General features: G+C 64.2%; 18 protein-coding genes. 2 read left to right on the top strand and 16 right to left on the bottom strand.

The window, feature by feature from the left end; translation table 11 throughout:
* Position 1 precedes the first annotated feature (1 nt).
* The 6 genes from OKA11_RS21640 to OKA11_RS21615 form a co-directional block, all read right to left on the bottom strand.
* Positions 2-2731 carry a toprim domain-containing protein gene (locus tag OKA11_RS21640; RefSeq protein WP_267224193.1) on the bottom strand — a complete coding sequence of 910 codons (2730 nt, stop codon included), beginning with the start codon at positions 2729-2731 and terminating at the stop codon, positions 2-4.
* Between the two features lie 25 nt (positions 2732-2756).
* Positions 2757-2975: a hypothetical protein gene (locus tag OKA11_RS21635; protein WP_267224191.1), complete on the bottom strand. Its 219-nt coding sequence runs from the start codon at positions 2973-2975 to the stop codon at positions 2757-2759.
* Complete coding sequence (locus OKA11_RS21630) at positions 2972-3178, bottom strand: hypothetical protein (protein ID WP_267224189.1); 207 nt, start codon at positions 3176-3178, stop codon at positions 2972-2974. Before OKA11_RS21630 ends, OKA11_RS21635 begins: the two co-directional genes overlap by 4 nt.
* Before the next feature lie 106 nt (positions 3179-3284).
* The gene (locus tag OKA11_RS21625) at positions 3285-3590 is read right to left on the bottom strand and encodes an ogr/Delta-like zinc finger family protein (protein ID WP_267224186.1); all 306 of its coding nucleotides are present in this window, start codon (positions 3588-3590) and stop codon (positions 3285-3287) included.
* Positions 3590-4075, bottom strand: a complete 486-nt coding sequence (locus OKA11_RS21620; RefSeq protein WP_267224184.1) for a hypothetical protein — start codon at positions 4073-4075, stop codon at positions 3590-3592. The genes OKA11_RS21625 and OKA11_RS21620 overlap by 1 nt, the downstream gene beginning before the upstream one ends.
* Complete coding sequence (locus OKA11_RS21615) at positions 4072-4404, bottom strand: transcriptional regulator (RefSeq protein WP_267224183.1); 333 nt, start codon at positions 4402-4404, stop codon at positions 4072-4074. Before OKA11_RS21615 ends, OKA11_RS21620 begins: the two co-directional genes overlap by 4 nt.
* Positions 4405-4488: 84 nt before the next feature.
* On the opposite strand from OKA11_RS21615, the gene OKA11_RS21610 reads away from it, so the two are divergent.
* Together OKA11_RS21610 and OKA11_RS21605 are read left to right on the top strand one after the other, a co-directional pair.
* Positions 4489-5151: an XRE family transcriptional regulator gene (locus OKA11_RS21610; RefSeq protein WP_267224182.1), complete on the top strand. Its 663-nt coding sequence runs from the start codon at positions 4489-4491 to the stop codon at positions 5149-5151.
* A gap of 9 nt (positions 5152-5160) precedes the next feature.
* Positions 5161-5574, top strand: a complete 414-nt coding sequence (locus OKA11_RS21605; protein WP_267224180.1) for an HIRAN domain-containing protein — start codon at positions 5161-5163, stop codon at positions 5572-5574.
* A 23-nt stretch (positions 5575-5597) separates the two neighbouring features.
* Here the strand turns inward: OKA11_RS21605 and OKA11_RS21600 are convergent, their stop codons facing one another.
* From OKA11_RS21600 to OKA11_RS21555, 10 genes are all read right to left on the bottom strand, one after another.
* A complete protein-coding gene (locus OKA11_RS21600) occupies positions 5598-6608 on the bottom strand; it encodes a contractile injection system protein, VgrG/Pvc8 family (protein WP_267224178.1) in 1011 nt (336 codons plus the stop codon).
* On the bottom strand, positions 6605-7018 hold the full coding sequence (locus OKA11_RS21595; RefSeq protein WP_267224176.1) for a phage tail protein: 414 nt from the start codon (positions 7016-7018) through the stop codon (positions 6605-6607). Before OKA11_RS21595 ends, OKA11_RS21600 begins: the two co-directional genes overlap by 4 nt.
* Positions 7019-7029: 11 nt before the next feature.
* A complete protein-coding gene (locus OKA11_RS21590; protein ID WP_267224174.1) occupies positions 7030-9504 on the bottom strand; it encodes a phage tail tape measure protein in 2475 nt (824 codons plus the stop codon).
* Entirely contained in the window at positions 9504-9635 is a 132-nt protein-coding gene (locus tag OKA11_RS21585) for a GpE family phage tail protein (protein WP_207078853.1), read from the bottom strand. Before OKA11_RS21585 ends, OKA11_RS21590 begins: the two co-directional genes overlap by 1 nt.
* A gap of 8 nt (positions 9636-9643) precedes the next feature.
* Complete coding sequence (locus OKA11_RS21580; RefSeq protein WP_267224171.1) at positions 9644-9970, bottom strand: phage tail assembly protein; 327 nt, start codon at positions 9968-9970, stop codon at positions 9644-9646.
* A 62-nt stretch (positions 9971-10032) separates the two neighbouring features.
* Positions 10033-10539, bottom strand: a complete 507-nt coding sequence (locus tag OKA11_RS21575; RefSeq protein WP_267224169.1) for a phage major tail tube protein — start codon at positions 10537-10539, stop codon at positions 10033-10035.
* A 49-nt stretch (positions 10540-10588) separates the two neighbouring features.
* On the bottom strand, positions 10589-11761 hold the full coding sequence (locus tag OKA11_RS21570; protein ID WP_267224167.1) for a phage tail sheath subtilisin-like domain-containing protein: 1173 nt from the start codon (positions 11759-11761) through the stop codon (positions 10589-10591).
* A gap of 23 nt (positions 11762-11784) precedes the next feature.
* Positions 11785-12123 (bottom strand): GPW/gp25 family protein, encoded by a 339-nt coding sequence (locus OKA11_RS21565; RefSeq protein ID WP_267224165.1) that lies wholly within the window; start codon positions 12121-12123, stop codon positions 11785-11787.
* A complete protein-coding gene (locus OKA11_RS21560) occupies positions 12120-12677 on the bottom strand; it encodes a phage baseplate assembly protein V (RefSeq protein ID WP_267224163.1) in 558 nt (185 codons plus the stop codon). Before OKA11_RS21560 ends, OKA11_RS21565 begins: the two co-directional genes overlap by 4 nt.
* A 103-nt stretch (positions 12678-12780) precedes the next feature.
* Positions 12781-13772, bottom strand: a 992-nt coding sequence (locus OKA11_RS21555; RefSeq protein WP_267224161.1) for an acyltransferase family protein, incomplete at its 5' end; no start/stop codon positions are given.

Here is a 13772-nt window from a genome sequence, read left to right as displayed (position 1 = left end):
TTCAGGCTTTGCGGGAGAGGGCGCGGGACGGATCGTGGAAGATCCAGCAGCGGACGCCGGAGACGCCCTCGTTTCGGGAGTTGACCATGCCCTGTTCGATGAAACGGCGGGCCTTGGAGGTCTTGAGCGCGCGGATCAGTTCCGCGTGGGTGGGCAGTTCCAGGCGCTTGTCCGCGCACCGGCTCTCCATCTCGTTCAAGCGGATGGCGATCATGCCTTCTTCGTGCTTGCGGTGATGGTTGATGTGGCCGGATGTGGTGGCGGGATCCTCGTTTTCTTCGAGGTAGTCGAACCGCTCCCAGAACAAGCTGACGACAGGGTCTTCGCTGTTGACGGCAAGCTGGCGATCGGTGGCCATTTGCACGATGAAGCGGGCGGTTTCGGCCTGCTGCTCGTCCGACAGGGGGACGATCGCACGGATTGCGTCAAGGAAAGCGAGCAACTGGCCGTGCGTCTTTGCAAGACGGTTGGTGCGGATCGCCGGCAGCGCTAGCAGTTCATCTTCGTACTGAGCGAATGCCTGCCGGTAGCGGTTCATGACTTCCGCTTCGCGCCGGGCCGCGTGAACGATGAAGCCTGAGATGTCCTCGATCGGCCATTGCTCCAGCTTCTCGGCCGCGACCTTTGTCGCCGGCGACCAGCCTGACATGTCGAAGCCGAGCGACATGATACGTTCCAGCACCGCGCGGCTCGCGTTGACCGGCTCGTTCTGCTCGATGATGATCGCGCCGCGAAACGGAGGCTCGAACGTCTCCATGCCGCCGTTCTTGACGCCGCGTGCGCGCACGGTCCGGCCGTTGTAGGCGGTCTTGAGTTCCTCCCACTCGAACTTCTTGGAGTGGCTGGCTTCTTCGCGGCGGTCGCCCTCGATCAGAACGACGGGCAGGTTGCCCACCTTGCCGAGGTTGCGTGCCATGGCGGCCGGGGTGGCCTTGGCAGGGTCAAAGCCTTCGTAGTTTTCGCGGCCCAGCAGCTTCCAGAGGAATTCGACCAGCGTGGTTTTGCCGGTGCCGGGCAGACCGTGCATTTCGAGGAACGGAAAGCTCTTCATCTCCGCACGCACCTGTTCGGCGAATAGGGAGGCGAAGTAGAAGGTCAGGCAGACGATGCCCTTGGCGCCATAGGCGGTCCACAGGTCGGGGAGCCAGCTGACGTCCAGCTGGTCGGCGTCATAGTCGATATCCAGCAGCTTTTCCGAGGTGCCCAGCTTGAGCGCCTGCTTGCCGATCTGGAAAAACTCGTTCTCGTTCGGCTTGTAGACGCGACCGTTCGACACCGCGATCGGGCCGAAGACATAGGCCTGCGCATCGCGGCAATAGCCGGTGAAGCCGAGCGGGCGGACGTCGGGCAGATCGGGCGTCTGTTGCTGCAGGATGCGGGTCAGCTGGTGCGCGTTGCCGGTCCACACACCGCCGAAGGCGAACAGGCGATCCTCGAAATTCGATGCCTTGCGCAGCTGGGCGGCGGTGAAGTCCCCCTTGACGGAAGGACGCTTGCTGCTGGGGTAGCTGATGTTGAGATAGAACTTGGTTTCGTCTGTCGCCTCGTCGCGCTGGCGATACAGGACGCGGAACGCGCAGTTGGCGATTTCCTCGACGGCCAGCGCCTCGCGCGAGGCTTCCTGCCGGATCTTGGCCTCTTCCTCTTGGTCGATTTCCTTGAGTTCGCGGGTGCGGCCCCGGCGATATTCGTCGATCTTTTCCTGAACGACGGAAATGTCGATCGAACACCAGTAGGTCCGGCTTCCGAAGGTGAAGTGGAAACTGTTCCAGCGGTGCTTTTCCCAAATGAGATAGGCTTTTTCCTGCGCCGTCTTGGCGAGCAGGACTTGGCCGTTCCACAGGTATTCGGCGCGGAGCGATTCACCGAGACGGTCGAAACCGAGCAGGTCGTTCCAGTCCAGTTCTTTGCCGGATTCTTCCTCGCCCATCGGCTGCGCGGCGGTAGCGTCCCAGCCTTCGTCCTTGGCCTTCTCGACATAGTCGCGGGAGGCCTTGGTGCCGGCGGGGCCGACGTCGAAGGCGAAGACAATCTGCGGGCGCCGGAACGGGGAGTCCGAGGCGGCGATATGGGTGCGCAGCTGCTTGAGGAACTCGGACGGATAGTTGTTGCTCGACATGGTCGAAGCCGCGCGCTGGCCCGCCTGTTCAAGAGCCCAGGCATTGAAGATGCCTTCGGCAAACCAGATGCTGCGGGCGTTCGCGAAGTCTTCCATCGACACATCGGGCCGGTGCCATGCCTGCCCCTTGTAGGACTTGCCGTAGGCGAAGCGGGCCTTGCGATCGAAGCGGCCGGGCTGGTCGATAATGCGTTCCCACCAGCTGCCGCCCGGCAGCGGGAAGCGCACGGTGGCAGAGCCGATCTTGCGGCCTTCGTCGCGGAAATACTCCTGCGAATAGGCACCGCGCATGCCCATGAGGTTGAGGCCGCGGGCATCGCTCAGATAGGCATCGGCCGCTGCGTTCGGGTTCTGCGGCGTGGCCTTGAAGCGGTTCGACCACGTATCGAAAATCTCGGGATAGAGGTCGCGCACCGACGCTTCCCAGCGGCAGTTGTTGGCGCGGCTGCATTTCAGAACCCAAGGGCTTTCGGCGTGGGTGTAGACTTCCTTGTTGCCGCAGTCGGGACACTTGCCCTTCTGCAGATAGGTGGCGCCGGCCTTTGGTTTGAAGCCGAAGTCGTCCCGCAGCTTGGGCAGCAGGGCTTTGCGAATGTCGTCGCGCATTTGCATGGTGGAATCGTGACTTTCGTGAGGATCAGGCCGGCGTGACGGACGCGCGGGGGAAGGCTTCGATTTCAGGGAGCGCGCCGCTGTCCCGCCAGACTTCCACGAAGCCACGGCAGTGGGCGCGCATGACGCTGGGGGTGAGGACGACGCCCGTTTCGGTGCCTGCGCGCCAGCCATTGGGCGTCCAGCGTTCGACCGAGATGACTACGGGCTGGCCGATGTAGAATGCGGATCCCGGCGCGCTCATGCTGGCCCCATCGACCAGAGGGCCGCGAAGATGGCGACGATCGTGGGAATCGCGATGAAGGCGGCAATGAACTCTTCCCGGACGTCTGCCGGGGCCGCGCGCCACAGATCACGGTAGGCGATGATTGACGCCGGCAAGGTGTAGGTCTGGCGGGGCGTGCGGCGCGCTGTCGCGCCGACGCTGATCGAATGGGCGAAAGGCATGGGGTGGGCTCCGAAGAGGGCGGAAAAAGGCAAAGCGGGGGCGTTCCCGGAATCGAGCCGGGCAATCGGGCAGTAGTGGGTTGGATCAGGCCGTCAGGCGGTCAGATCAGGAGCCAGCGGCGCTGGCCCCCGGTTCGGGCGGCGGGCTGTTGTCGTTGTCCGCGCGGTCGTTGGCGGCAGCGTGCCACTTGGTTTGGGGCAGGACGTGGAGCGGAGCCGGGAACCGGCTAGGCCTGGTGGAGCGGATCGCTTCCATGCTGACCACGAACTGGTGCCCGCAGGCATCCGGGTTGCGGCAGTGGTAGTAGACCTCGCGGTAGAGCGGGCTGCTCTTGCCTGTGGAGCGGGCGAAGGCGCGGCCTCCGCATGCCGGACAGGTGACGTGTGGCAATTGGGCAGGACGACCCGACATTACTGATTAACCCCCGTAGCTTCGCGCCCGGCCCCATTGCCGGGCAGAAGTGCTTTCAAACGGCCGATAAGGCGCGGGAAAATCGCGTCTGCTTCCTCGGTCTCGGCAATGGCGCGGTGGATTTGCGCGGGCGTGGCGCCCGGCAGCAGCGCCTGAACACAGTGGCTGAATGCGTCGCCCGCTTCGCGCGTGGCCAAAGCAAGATCTTGGGCCAGAGAATCGCGGCAGGGTTCGCCGGTGATGACCTCGATCTGGCGAGCATAGCTTTCGAGGATCGGGGCATAGCCGCCACCGGCAAGAATGAAGGCGCGATCCAGCGCAATTGCCTGATCGAGCGTGGGGGAGCCTTTCTTGTCGCTTTCACTCCAATGGCGAATGGTGCGGACGGCGCGACGCGCAATCGCAGCGGCGTCCGTCCAACCGATCAGATCGACCACGGTCATGACGGCGATAGAAAAGGAAAGCGGGGCACGGACCTTGGTCATTCCGCACCGTCCGTGCGTTGCGCTTTGGCAGTTGGATCGCAAACGACAGGGACTGACTGCTTGATTAGAAGGGGGTTACACTCTTCGGTGTAGTTGGGGTCTTCGATCATGAGGGACAGCGGATAAATGTCTGGGCGAAGCTGGTGCGGGGGAACACCCGTCGCTGCGGACATAGGCAGCACATGCTCGGCGGGAAGCCGCTTTCCGCTCTGGAGCCATTTCCACACGGCGGTCTGAGAAACGTTGCAAATTCTAGCCGTTGCCGACTGACCGCCAGCGATGCTGAGGGCCTTTTGCAGTGCCTCGAAAGGGGTAACGTCCTGCGTCATGACCACCGACTACAACCATTGGAATAGCTGCGTCAATAATAATTCTCTCGTTTCGATTTATTACCAACGTTGTAGGGTCGCCGTATGATTAAGCCTGACCGTGTTGCCGAGCGCATGAAGTTGCTGGGATATTCCCAGTCGTCGCTGGCGCGTGAAGTCGGCGTCTCCCAGGCCACCATTGGGAAAATCGTTACCGGCTTGTCCGCCGGCTCGAGCCATCTGCACAAAATCGCCCGCGTTCTGCGGACCTCTGCTGCGTACTTGACTGGTGAGATTGACGACCCTGCAGAAGATGCATTTATCCCGCCGACGCCGGCAGAGATTGCCGCGCAAATGGGGCTCATCAAGGTCGAGGAAATCGACCTTTCAATCGGCATGGGCCTCGGCTTCCTCGACGAAAATGTGATGGAGCGCGTTGATCGCTGGATCCCGGAAGATTGGGTGCGCAATTTTACGCATTCCGCAGCGGCTCATCTTTCGATCGTCAAGCCGCACGGCGATAGCATGTATCCCACGATCAACGACCGCGACATCGTGATGATCGACCGATCGCAGCGTGTAATCGACCGGCAGGAAGGGATCTGGGCGCTGAATTACGGCGGCCTAGGCACCATCAAGCGCGTTCGGGTGATGCCGGATGGGAAGTACAAGTTGATGGCCGATAACCCCCAAGTGCCGCCCGAGGTCGCTGCCGATGGGGAAGTGTCCGTGATCGGCCGCGTTGCTGGTGTTTTTCGCCGCACCTGACCATCTGCCATGACTTCGATTCCTGAGATGTCCTTCGCGGTCGTGGGTGTCGCGCATCCGAATGCGGACGGTTCCAACCGCCAGTTCGAGATCCTGCTGTGCCACCCTGGCGAGCCGCTGACGCTGGTTCCCGAGCGGCAAAACCCGCACGATCCCCATGCCGTGGCGGTGTATTCCTGCCGGGACGTCCAGCTTGGTTACATCAGCGCCGATCGCGCGCGGCAGTTTGGCGCGCAGTTTAGCGGAGACCTTGTTCGTGCGGTCTTTCAGCGACGCGCTGCTTTCGGTGCGTGGGTGCGCGTTAGTTTCGATGGCCGCGAACCGCATCTCACCGGCGCCATGCTTGCAGAGGACGGCGAATCGGGCGACGCGCCGATCGATGACGATCCGCCGTTTTATCCAGACGAGATTTGGGAAGATTGACGCATTTCTCAATTCCACTGCGGTTAAGGCGCCATCTCCATCCGCAAGTCCGTGGTGAAGCCGCCGGAGGTATCCACCCGGTGCGTTACCTCGGAAATCAGCCAGGTCGTCCCGTCGATCTCCCGCTTGTATCCGGCGACGGTGACGCGGGCTTCGGGGGAGGCATCGGGGCGGCCCAGCGCCAGGCGGATGTCGAAGGTGGCGGGCGCGCGTTTCAGGCGGGCGTTCTCAGCCGTGGCGGCACGGCGGGCCGAGGCTTCGTCGGGGTAGACCTTGCGCAGCTTCTTCGCGCCGTCTGCGGTGCCGGCGGTGAACGTCTTGCGCTTTGCACCCTTGCGATCGTGCCACTGGGCGGTGACGCCTTGCTGACCGTCGCGCTTCTGGCGCTGCCATCGGTGGCCGTCGCCACTGCGGCGGGTGATGGTGAGCGCGGGCAGGCTCTGCCCGCCGCTGGTCTGGCCGGCACCCTTGGGGGCGAAGATCAGGTGTTTGTCCTTGATCGTGGCCACCGCGTCATTCTCACGGCCGAGGCGGCGCAGGAGGGCGATGTCGCTTTCCCGGCTCTGGCTGATCGAGGGCAGCGCAATCGCGGCGAGCGCCGGCGAGATCCGCGCGGTGAGGCCGTTGCGCCCGGCCACATCGCGCAGCACGGCGCCCAGCGTGGTATCCTTCCAGCTATGCGCGCGGCGGTTGCGGATCTCGCTGGTGAAGTCGGCCGCGCGGGCCTTGATCGTGATCTGGTCGGGCGGGCCGCTGTGGCCAACGTCATCCACCTTGAAGCTGCCCTTGTCGATCAGGCCCACGGTGACGTCCTTGCCCTGTTTCCAGCCTAGCTGGAGTTTCAGCACGGCGCCCTCTGGCGGGATGGCCAGCAGGCCGTCCGTGTCGGTCAGCACGATGTCCAGCTGGTCGGCCTCGTCGCCGCGCTTCTCGGACAGGGAGAGCGAGACAAGGCGCGGGCGCATCCGGTCGGACAGATCCACGCCATCGAGCGTCACGCGCCAATCGGCGATGTTGTTGGCCGCCGCACTCATGCAGAGGCATCCGTGTTCTTGGCATCGGCCGGATCGTCCACGCGCAGGAGGTCAATCGCGAAGTCGATGCGCAGCGGCGTGCCATCGGGCAGGAAGGCCGCGTGGCGCTCGTCCAGCGCGGTGATGACGTAGTTGCCGAACACGGTGCCGTTGCCGCTGACCAGTGGCAGCGCATCACCGGCGTTGCCCATGGTGCGCAGATCGTCCAGCGAGACGCGGCCGTCCGCGATCTCGGCATAGACTGATCCCGACATGCTGACGGTTTCGTCTCCGGGGCCGATGAACTGCGTGGCGTCGCGCGCGCCGATGCGGCCGGCGCGGGCGTGGCGCCAGTCCGTCTTGCGCTGGAGTTCGTCGTGGGCGAGCGTGCCGATCTCGAACAGGAACATGCCGAGGGCGATCAGGTGCATGATGGCGATCCTTATTCGTCGTCACCGAAGCCGCGCCCGCGCTTCTCGCGCTCGATATCCTCGATCGCCTTGCGGACCTGATCGGCAATATCCTGCGCCGGCGCGCCGCCGGTGACTTCGATCTTGATGGTGTAGTGGTTGACCTGCGCGGGCATGGCGCCGCCGGATCCAGCGCCTTGGGCGGCGGCGGGGCTCGCCGCTGCGAGGGCAACGCCGCCGGCGCCGACGGCAAGGGCCTGCGTCATCTGGCCCGACAGGTCAGTGATGCGCCGCAGCGGCCCGCCGGTGTTGTTCGCAAGGCCCTGATCGAGCCCGGCCATGACGAAGCCGCCCAGATCCGCGAACACGCGCGAGGGCGAGTGAATGCCCAGCTTCGATTTGAACCAGTCCGACACCGCGCTTGCCGTGCTGACGATCGTGTTCTTGAGCGCGCCCAGCATGCCGGTGACGCCATTGATCAGGCCTTGGATCAGGTTCCGGCCGATCTCGGTGAAGTTGAGCGAGCGCAGGTAGCCGAGGGCCGGCGCGAAGGCCTGCATCAGCAGGCCGAGGGGCGTGAAGTTTAGGAAGGCCTCTACCAAGAAGGAAAAGACGCTGCTGACGGCGTTCTTGATGCCTTCCCACAGACTGCCGAACCATGCGGCGATGGCGTCCCAGTTCGAATAGATAAGATACGCAGCTGCCGCGACGGCGGCGATGGCGGCCACGATCGCGACGACCCACCCCAGCAGAACGCCCACCGTAATGCCCATCAATGTGGCCAGCGGCGCGGCGGCGGCGGTGACCGCTGCAAATGCCAGGGCAAGGCCGCCCAGCACAATGAGCAAGCCCGAGCCCACGCCGAGAAACAGCATGATGCCCTTGGCAACCGTGGGATACTGCTGTGCCCAGCCACGCACGGCGCCGGCGGCGGCGGACACCTTCCGGGAGATAGCCACGACAGTGGGCAGGAGAGCCTGCCCCAACTTGATGTTCAGCCCATTGACGGCGTTGGCCGCCAGTCCGGTTGCGCCCTCGGTGGTGGCGATGCGGTTGAGGAACTCGCCATGCATGGAACCGGCGGTCTTGCTGGCATCGCCGACCAGCGCGAGGCGCTGGCGCAGGCCATCAAGGTTGGTGAGCATCGGGGCGATGGCGGCGACGCTTTCCGAGCCGAACAGCTGGGTGAGGATCCCGGACTGCTGATCCGGGCTCAGCTTGCCGATCCGTTCCATCACATCGACGATCGCGCCGGCGGCATCCTTCTGCATGCGCTTGCCGACGTCGGTCGCCTGAAGCCCCAGTGCTTCGAAAGCCTTCTGCTGGCTCTTGGTCGCCGCTTCGCCCTTGGTCAGCGCCAGCATCGTGTTCTTGATGCCGGTGGCGGCAACCTCGCTGGGCACGCCGATGGAATCGAGCGTGGAGCCCAGTGCGGCGATCTGCGGCGCGGCAAGGCCGGCCACTTTGCCCAGCGGGCCGATGCGGGTGATGATATCGGTGACGTTGGCCGCCTTGCCGCCAAAGGTATTGGTGAGCGCGTTGACCTTGTCGCCCAGCGAGCGGACGCCCTCCTGGGGCAGTTCGAACGCGGTGCGCCACTTTGCCATCGTCTCGCCGGCGACGTCGGCCGTCATGTCGAAGGCCACGCCCATTTCGGCCGCGTCGTTGGTGAACTCTTCCAGCTGCTTGCGCTGGTCTGGCAGGGCATTGCCGAACTTGTCCATGCCGACACCGGCGGCGCCGGCGGCAGCGGCGATGGTGGCCAGTTCGCTGGCGGCCATCGGGATCTTCTCGCTCATGTCGAGGAAATCGTCAGACATCTGGGCAATCTGCGGCCCGGTCATGTTGGTGACCTTGGAGACGTCCGCCATGGCGCTTTCGAGGCTCATGGCCTGTTTGGCGGCGTTGACCACGGGCACGCCCATCGCGGCGCCGGCGGCGACCATGCCGAGGCCAGCGCCAGAGGCCTTCGCGCTCACTTCGTTCAGCTTGTCCGAATTGCGCTTCGCCTGATTGACCTTGTCCAGCTGGGCGGTCTGCTGGCGCAGGGCGCGGTTCGCCTCGGCCGTCTTGTCGGCCAGGCGGCTTTCATGGCTGGCCAGCTGGGCCACGTCGATGCCGGCGGCCGACAGTTTCGAGGCCAGCTGCTGCAGTTCGGCGCCGCCGGCATCCAGCTTGGCGGCCAGCGCTGCGGCCTGCCGTTCGGCCTGCGCAAATTCCTTGCTCAGCTTTTTCGTCGGGTTTTCGGTCGCCTGCAGCTGGGTGCGCAGTTCGGCCATGCGCTGGGTTGCCTGCTGGTAGGCGCGGGTATCGTCGCCGAAGCGCGATTCCTTGGCCTTGTAGCTGCCGACCTGCTTTTGCAGGGCATCGAGCCGCTGCAGTTCCTCGCCCGTCCTGGCAAGATCCCGGCGCGCGGCGGACGACGCGCCGGTGATGGACTTGAGGGGCGTGGTGATCCGGTCCAGCCCCTCAAGGATGACCTGCAGCCGAAGGTTCTTGTCCGCCATTATCGCTTTCCGGGTGTCTCAGCAGGTTGGGATCGGCGGGCGGCCCTGGCGCGCCAGCCCATGAGTTCGGACAGGTCCATTTCGTCCATGGAGGCGGGCGGCCAGTGGAAGATGACTGCTATGTCCGCCATCGCGTCGTCTACCGATCGAGGGCATCCGTGCGCTGCGACTTCTGCAGCAAAAAACCGCCGATCTCCGCACCGCAGGCGAGCAGGTCCGCCGTTTCCATGTTCGCGACTTCGGGCTCGGACAGGGTGGGCACGGAGATACGCGGGATCAGCTTGATCAGCGCGTCCACCTTCAGCTGCCCGAGATCGACCAGCGAGAGGCTGCGCAGTTCGCCCGAGCGGGGCTTGCGCAGCTGGATGGTGGCAACGTCGCCAGTGGGGCGCACGATCGGCGTGTCGAGGGTGACGGTGCGGAACACGGGCGCGGCCGGCGCGGGAGCGGGGTTGGTCTTGGTCATTGGAATCTCCAGTGGTCAGGGGAAAGGGAAGGGCGGCCCGGCGCACGGCCGGGCCAGAGGGATCAGAAGAGGCCGAGGGCGGCGCGGCGCGCGGCCATGAGGTCCACGCCGTCGACCACGAAGATCATGTTGAGCGGGTCGATCTCCAGTTCGGTCCGGCCGTTCCAGACCAGCTTGTAGTAGGCGACCTCGGTCACGACCTTGAATTCGCCCGCTTCGCCATCCTCGGCATCGCCCATGTCGATTTCCGAATGGCGGCCGCGCACGATCACCTCGATCGTGTCCAGGCTGGCGGTGTCTTCCTGCTGGTAGTTGCCGGCGAAGCGCAGATAAGTGCCGTCCACCGTGGTGACGCCGTACTGGCGCAGGATATCGCGCATGGGGCCGCCGTAAGTGTGGGTCATCGACATGGCTTCCTGGCCCATGTCCATTTTCAGCGTGCCACCGCCGACCTTCCAGTCCTCCATCTTGCGGGTGAGAACGGGCAGGGTGAGCGACTTGCACTCGCCAAGGTAGGCGAGGCCTTCGTTAAACAGCATCTTGTCCTTGAGGACGCGGGGCATACCCATGGCGGGCTCCTGTGATCGAGAGGCGGGAAAGGGTGGTGGCGGCCGGGGATCAGGCCTCGGTCAGCTGGGCCGAGAAATCGGCGAAGTAGCTGTCCGTGATGCGCTGGTTGAAGCCGAGGTCTTCGAGCGGCGGCGGCACGGTGTAATCGTAGTCGATCCGCAGCTTGCCGGCCTTGAGGCTGTCGGTGCTGTTGTTCGCCTCGTCGTACCAGGCGTTGAAGCCCAGCAGGATGCCCTGCGTTTTCAGCTGGCGGCCGAAGCCGTTCACCGTTTCGATGATGTCCTTGGCCAGCGCCGGCGTCAGCGGCTTGTCGATGGCCCAGAGCATGCCGGCGACGATGGTTTCGGCGATCAGCTGCGCAACGCGCGTGGTGCTTTCGAAGACGAACTGGCTTTCCGCCTCGGCGGCGGTGCGGTTGCCCCAGAAGCGATAGCCGCTGTCGGTGCGGATCAGGGCGGTGACTTGCGAGGCGTTCAGCACGCCCGCCTCGCTCGACTGGTCTTCGATATCCCAGTGAATGTCCTTGGTGATCCCGACCACGCCTTCAACGGCGACGTTCGACAGCGTCTTGTGCGGGCCGGTCTGGGTGTCGATCAGGGCGCGCAGGCCCATGGCGCGGGCGGCGGCATAGCTAGTGACGTTGGCGCTGGTGTCCGTGTCCCAGGCGAGGAAGTCCGGCATCAGCAGCATGAGTTCGCGGGCGCTGAAGTTCGCGCGGTAGGCGGTGGCCTCCACCACAGTCTCGCCCAGCGCGCGGGCATAGGCGAACCCGCGCAGCTTCTTGGCCACGACGGCAAGCGCGGTGGTGACGGCCTGCGTCTCAAGGCCGGGCGTGCCGAGGATCTTCGGCTTGACGCCCAGCTGCGCCTGCGCGGCCAGCAGGGCTTGCATGCCGGTCTTCTGGCCATCGGCGGTGGTGGTGCCGATCACGTTGCTGGCGGTCTCGGCCGCGTCGTCCCCTTCGGCCACGCGGACTACGACCAGCACCGGCCGGGTCTGGTCGGCAATGGCGCGCAGGGCCTTGGCCAGTGTGCCGTCCGTGCCGGCCTTGCCGATCGCGGTTTCGATATCGGTGATCAGCGCCGGGCGATCGAGGGGGAAGGTGGCGGCGTCCGCATCCTCGGCGGTGGCGACAAGGCCGATGATGGAAGTGGAAACGGCGGTCAGCGTGCGGGCGCCGTCGCTGATCTCGGTAATGGTGATGCCGTGTTTGAAGGCCATTGCGGGCTCCTGAGAGGTTGAGGCTAGAGGGGCAGGACGAGGCGGGTGCGGGAGTTGGCGGCGCCGGTGTCGGTACGCACGCCGTCGAGCGTCAGGATGGCCGAACCGGCTTCGGCGCCGGCGGCAAGGCTGACCTTCTGCAGCTGCAGGCGATCTTCCCAGCGGGACAGGGCCACGGCCGAGGCCGCGTAGATCCGCAGGATGTTGGACCGCGTCATGGGCAGGTCGACCAGTTCGGGGATCAGCGAGCCATAGTCGCGCAGGCCAACTCGGGAGCCGATCGGCGTGCCGAGAATGTCGCCAACCGACTGCGGCAGGTCATCGTCCAGCGCTTCGCCACTGGTGCGGGACATGCCGGTCATGGCACGGGCGCTCCGCTCTGCGCGGTGCCGGCAGCTACGGCGGAATGCTTGTGGCTCTTGAGGCTGATGCCGCCGCCGACAACATCTTCGGATGCCGTGACCTTGGCGTTGACGGTAACATCGTCGTTGAAGGTGACTGGCCCATTCCAGACGGTGCCGCCGGGCGCGTCGATCGTCGCGGTGCCGCCGCCGGGGAGCGTGACGGCCAGCGCATGGGCACCGTGGTGATAGCCCATCCTCGCGCCATCGGGGAACGCGATTACGACAAGGTCAGGATCGGAAGAGGGCGGCGGGTTCGCATCGGACCAGAGGCCAAGCAGCACCCGGCCATTGTCGATATCGCCTTCGGGGCACAGGACCGTGCATTGCTCGCCGGGGACAGGCGGCGACCAGACGGTGACGCCGCCGGCGCGCGGGGCGAACCACGGCAGATCGCCAGTGACAAGGTCGCCCAGTTCAATGGTGCAGGTCGCGGCCTCGTAGTCCACGGAGGCCACGACACCGTCCTGAAGGAGTTCGCCCGATCGGCGTTCAAGGTCTGCGGAATTCGCCATGGTGAGACCATGGCAAGAGGTTCAGCGGGTTTCGCGGGGCTGCATTTGGTGGGGGCGCTGTCCAAATGCGGGCTGAGATTTCAACTCTTCATTCGATGTGAGGTCAATCGCCACCGATCTGCGAGGACGGACTTGTAACGACTGCAGGCTCTACGATGGTCGAAGTGGTAGTTTCGCCAGATTTTCGCGCCACCGGCGTCGCGCCAAATCCAAGGTATTTCGTGATACCCATTCGTCGAGCGATTTCGAAAGCGACCAATGGTCCAATCAATCCGGCCGCAAAGGCTGCCATTACGTGCAATGGAAGTGACGATACTCCGGCCTTGACCAGCACTACGCGCGTGCCGGCCGTGAAGATCGTGTGCAAGCAGTAAATGGCAATCGTATCTTCGCCGATTTTACGGAAAGCTCTCCAGGCTCGCAGTTGTGGGGTGAAGATGAATATTCCCACGAACAACATGGCAAGAACCAGGCCGATGCAGCGACCTGCCAGCCCTTCCACCGGCACTTCCAGAGCTATAGCTGTGAGATCGATGCACACAAAAGCGATAAGCGAAGCGGTTGCGCCCCAAGCACTTCCTTGATTCGTTTTCGCTGCCTTGCTGAGGATGTGCCCGATGGCGAAGTACACAAGGAAGGTACTTGCAGAATTTAAAGCACCAAGACCCTTCGGCAGAACGCTTTGCTCCGCGAGGGCCGCTACGACGCCGAAACCCAGCAGCAGCCATGCGCCATGCTTATATGGCAGAACCAGTTGCGCGACAATTTGGATCAATAGGAGCGCATATAAGAACCAGAAGATCGAGTAAGGCTTTATCGGAAGCCACAACAGGTTGCCCCATGTGGCATCGGCATTTGCGGCTGAACTGAGCGCGATTTGCAGTGAAATAACCACCGCGCCCCAAAGGAAGTACGGCAGGACGATATTCCACGCCGATCTACTGGCAAATGATGACCATTCCCTTGTTCGGAAAAGAAGGCCCGAAATGAGGAAGAAGGCAGGCATGTGGAACATGTAGATGGCATCGTCGAATAGTCGGAACGTGCGTTCGTCCGCAAAAATTCCGGCATCATGCAGGCCGCGAAATACGTGAC

This window comes from Novosphingobium clariflavum, assembly GCF_026420865.1.
Classification (GTDB): domain Bacteria; phylum Pseudomonadota; class Alphaproteobacteria; order Sphingomonadales; family Sphingomonadaceae; genus Novosphingobium; species Novosphingobium clariflavum.
This window is presented reverse-complemented; position numbering and strand designations above follow the sequence as displayed.

What these genes read in the sequence shown, in the direction of transcription:
- OKA11_RS21615 (WP_267224183.1), bottom strand. Translation starts at nt 4,404, where the DNA reads ATGACGCAGGACGTTACCCCTTTCGAGGCACTGCAAAAGGCCCTCAGC.
- OKA11_RS21565 (WP_267224165.1), bottom strand. Translation starts at nt 12,123, where the DNA reads ATGACCGGCATGTCCCGCACCAGTGGCGAAGCGCTGGACGATGACCTG.
- OKA11_RS21575 (WP_267224169.1), bottom strand. Translation starts at nt 10,539, where the DNA reads ATGGGTATGCCCCGCGTCCTCAAGGACAAGATGCTGTTTAACGAAGGC.
- OKA11_RS21620 (WP_267224184.1), bottom strand. Translation starts at nt 4,075, where the DNA reads ATGACCAAGGTCCGTGCCCCGCTTTCCTTTTCTATCGCCGTCATGACC.
- OKA11_RS21605 (WP_267224180.1), top strand. Translation starts at nt 5,161, where the DNA reads ATGACTTCGATTCCTGAGATGTCCTTCGCGGTCGTGGGTGTCGCGCAT.
- OKA11_RS21585 (WP_207078853.1), bottom strand. Translation starts at nt 9,635, where the DNA reads ATGGCGGACATAGCAGTCATCTTCCACTGGCCGCCCGCCTCCATGGAC.
- OKA11_RS21560 (WP_267224163.1), bottom strand. Translation starts at nt 12,677, where the DNA reads ATGGCGAATTCCGCAGACCTTGAACGCCGATCGGGCGAACTCCTTCAG.
- OKA11_RS21610 (WP_267224182.1), top strand. Translation starts at nt 4,489, where the DNA reads ATGATTAAGCCTGACCGTGTTGCCGAGCGCATGAAGTTGCTGGGATAT.
- OKA11_RS21595 (WP_267224176.1), bottom strand. Translation starts at nt 7,018, where the DNA reads ATGCACCTGATCGCCCTCGGCATGTTCCTGTTCGAGATCGGCACGCTC.
- OKA11_RS21570 (WP_267224167.1), bottom strand. Translation starts at nt 11,761, where the DNA reads ATGGCCTTCAAACACGGCATCACCATTACCGAGATCAGCGACGGCGCC.
- OKA11_RS21600 (WP_267224178.1), bottom strand. Translation starts at nt 6,608, where the DNA reads ATGAGTGCGGCGGCCAACAACATCGCCGATTGGCGCGTGACGCTCGAT.
- OKA11_RS21635 (WP_267224191.1), bottom strand. Translation starts at nt 2,975, where the DNA reads ATGAGCGCGCCGGGATCCGCATTCTACATCGGCCAGCCCGTAGTCATC.
- OKA11_RS21630 (WP_267224189.1), bottom strand. Translation starts at nt 3,178, where the DNA reads ATGCCTTTCGCCCATTCGATCAGCGTCGGCGCGACAGCGCGCCGCACG.
- OKA11_RS21590 (WP_267224174.1), bottom strand. Translation starts at nt 9,504, where the DNA reads ATGGCGGACAAGAACCTTCGGCTGCAGGTCATCCTTGAGGGGCTGGAC.
- OKA11_RS21580 (WP_267224171.1), bottom strand. Translation starts at nt 9,970, where the DNA reads ATGACCAAGACCAACCCCGCTCCCGCGCCGGCCGCGCCCGTGTTCCGC.
- OKA11_RS21640 (WP_267224193.1), bottom strand. Translation starts at nt 2,731, where the DNA reads ATGCAAATGCGCGACGACATTCGCAAAGCCCTGCTGCCCAAGCTGCGG.
- OKA11_RS21625 (WP_267224186.1), bottom strand. Translation starts at nt 3,590, where the DNA reads ATGTCGGGTCGTCCTGCCCAATTGCCACACGTCACCTGTCCGGCATGC.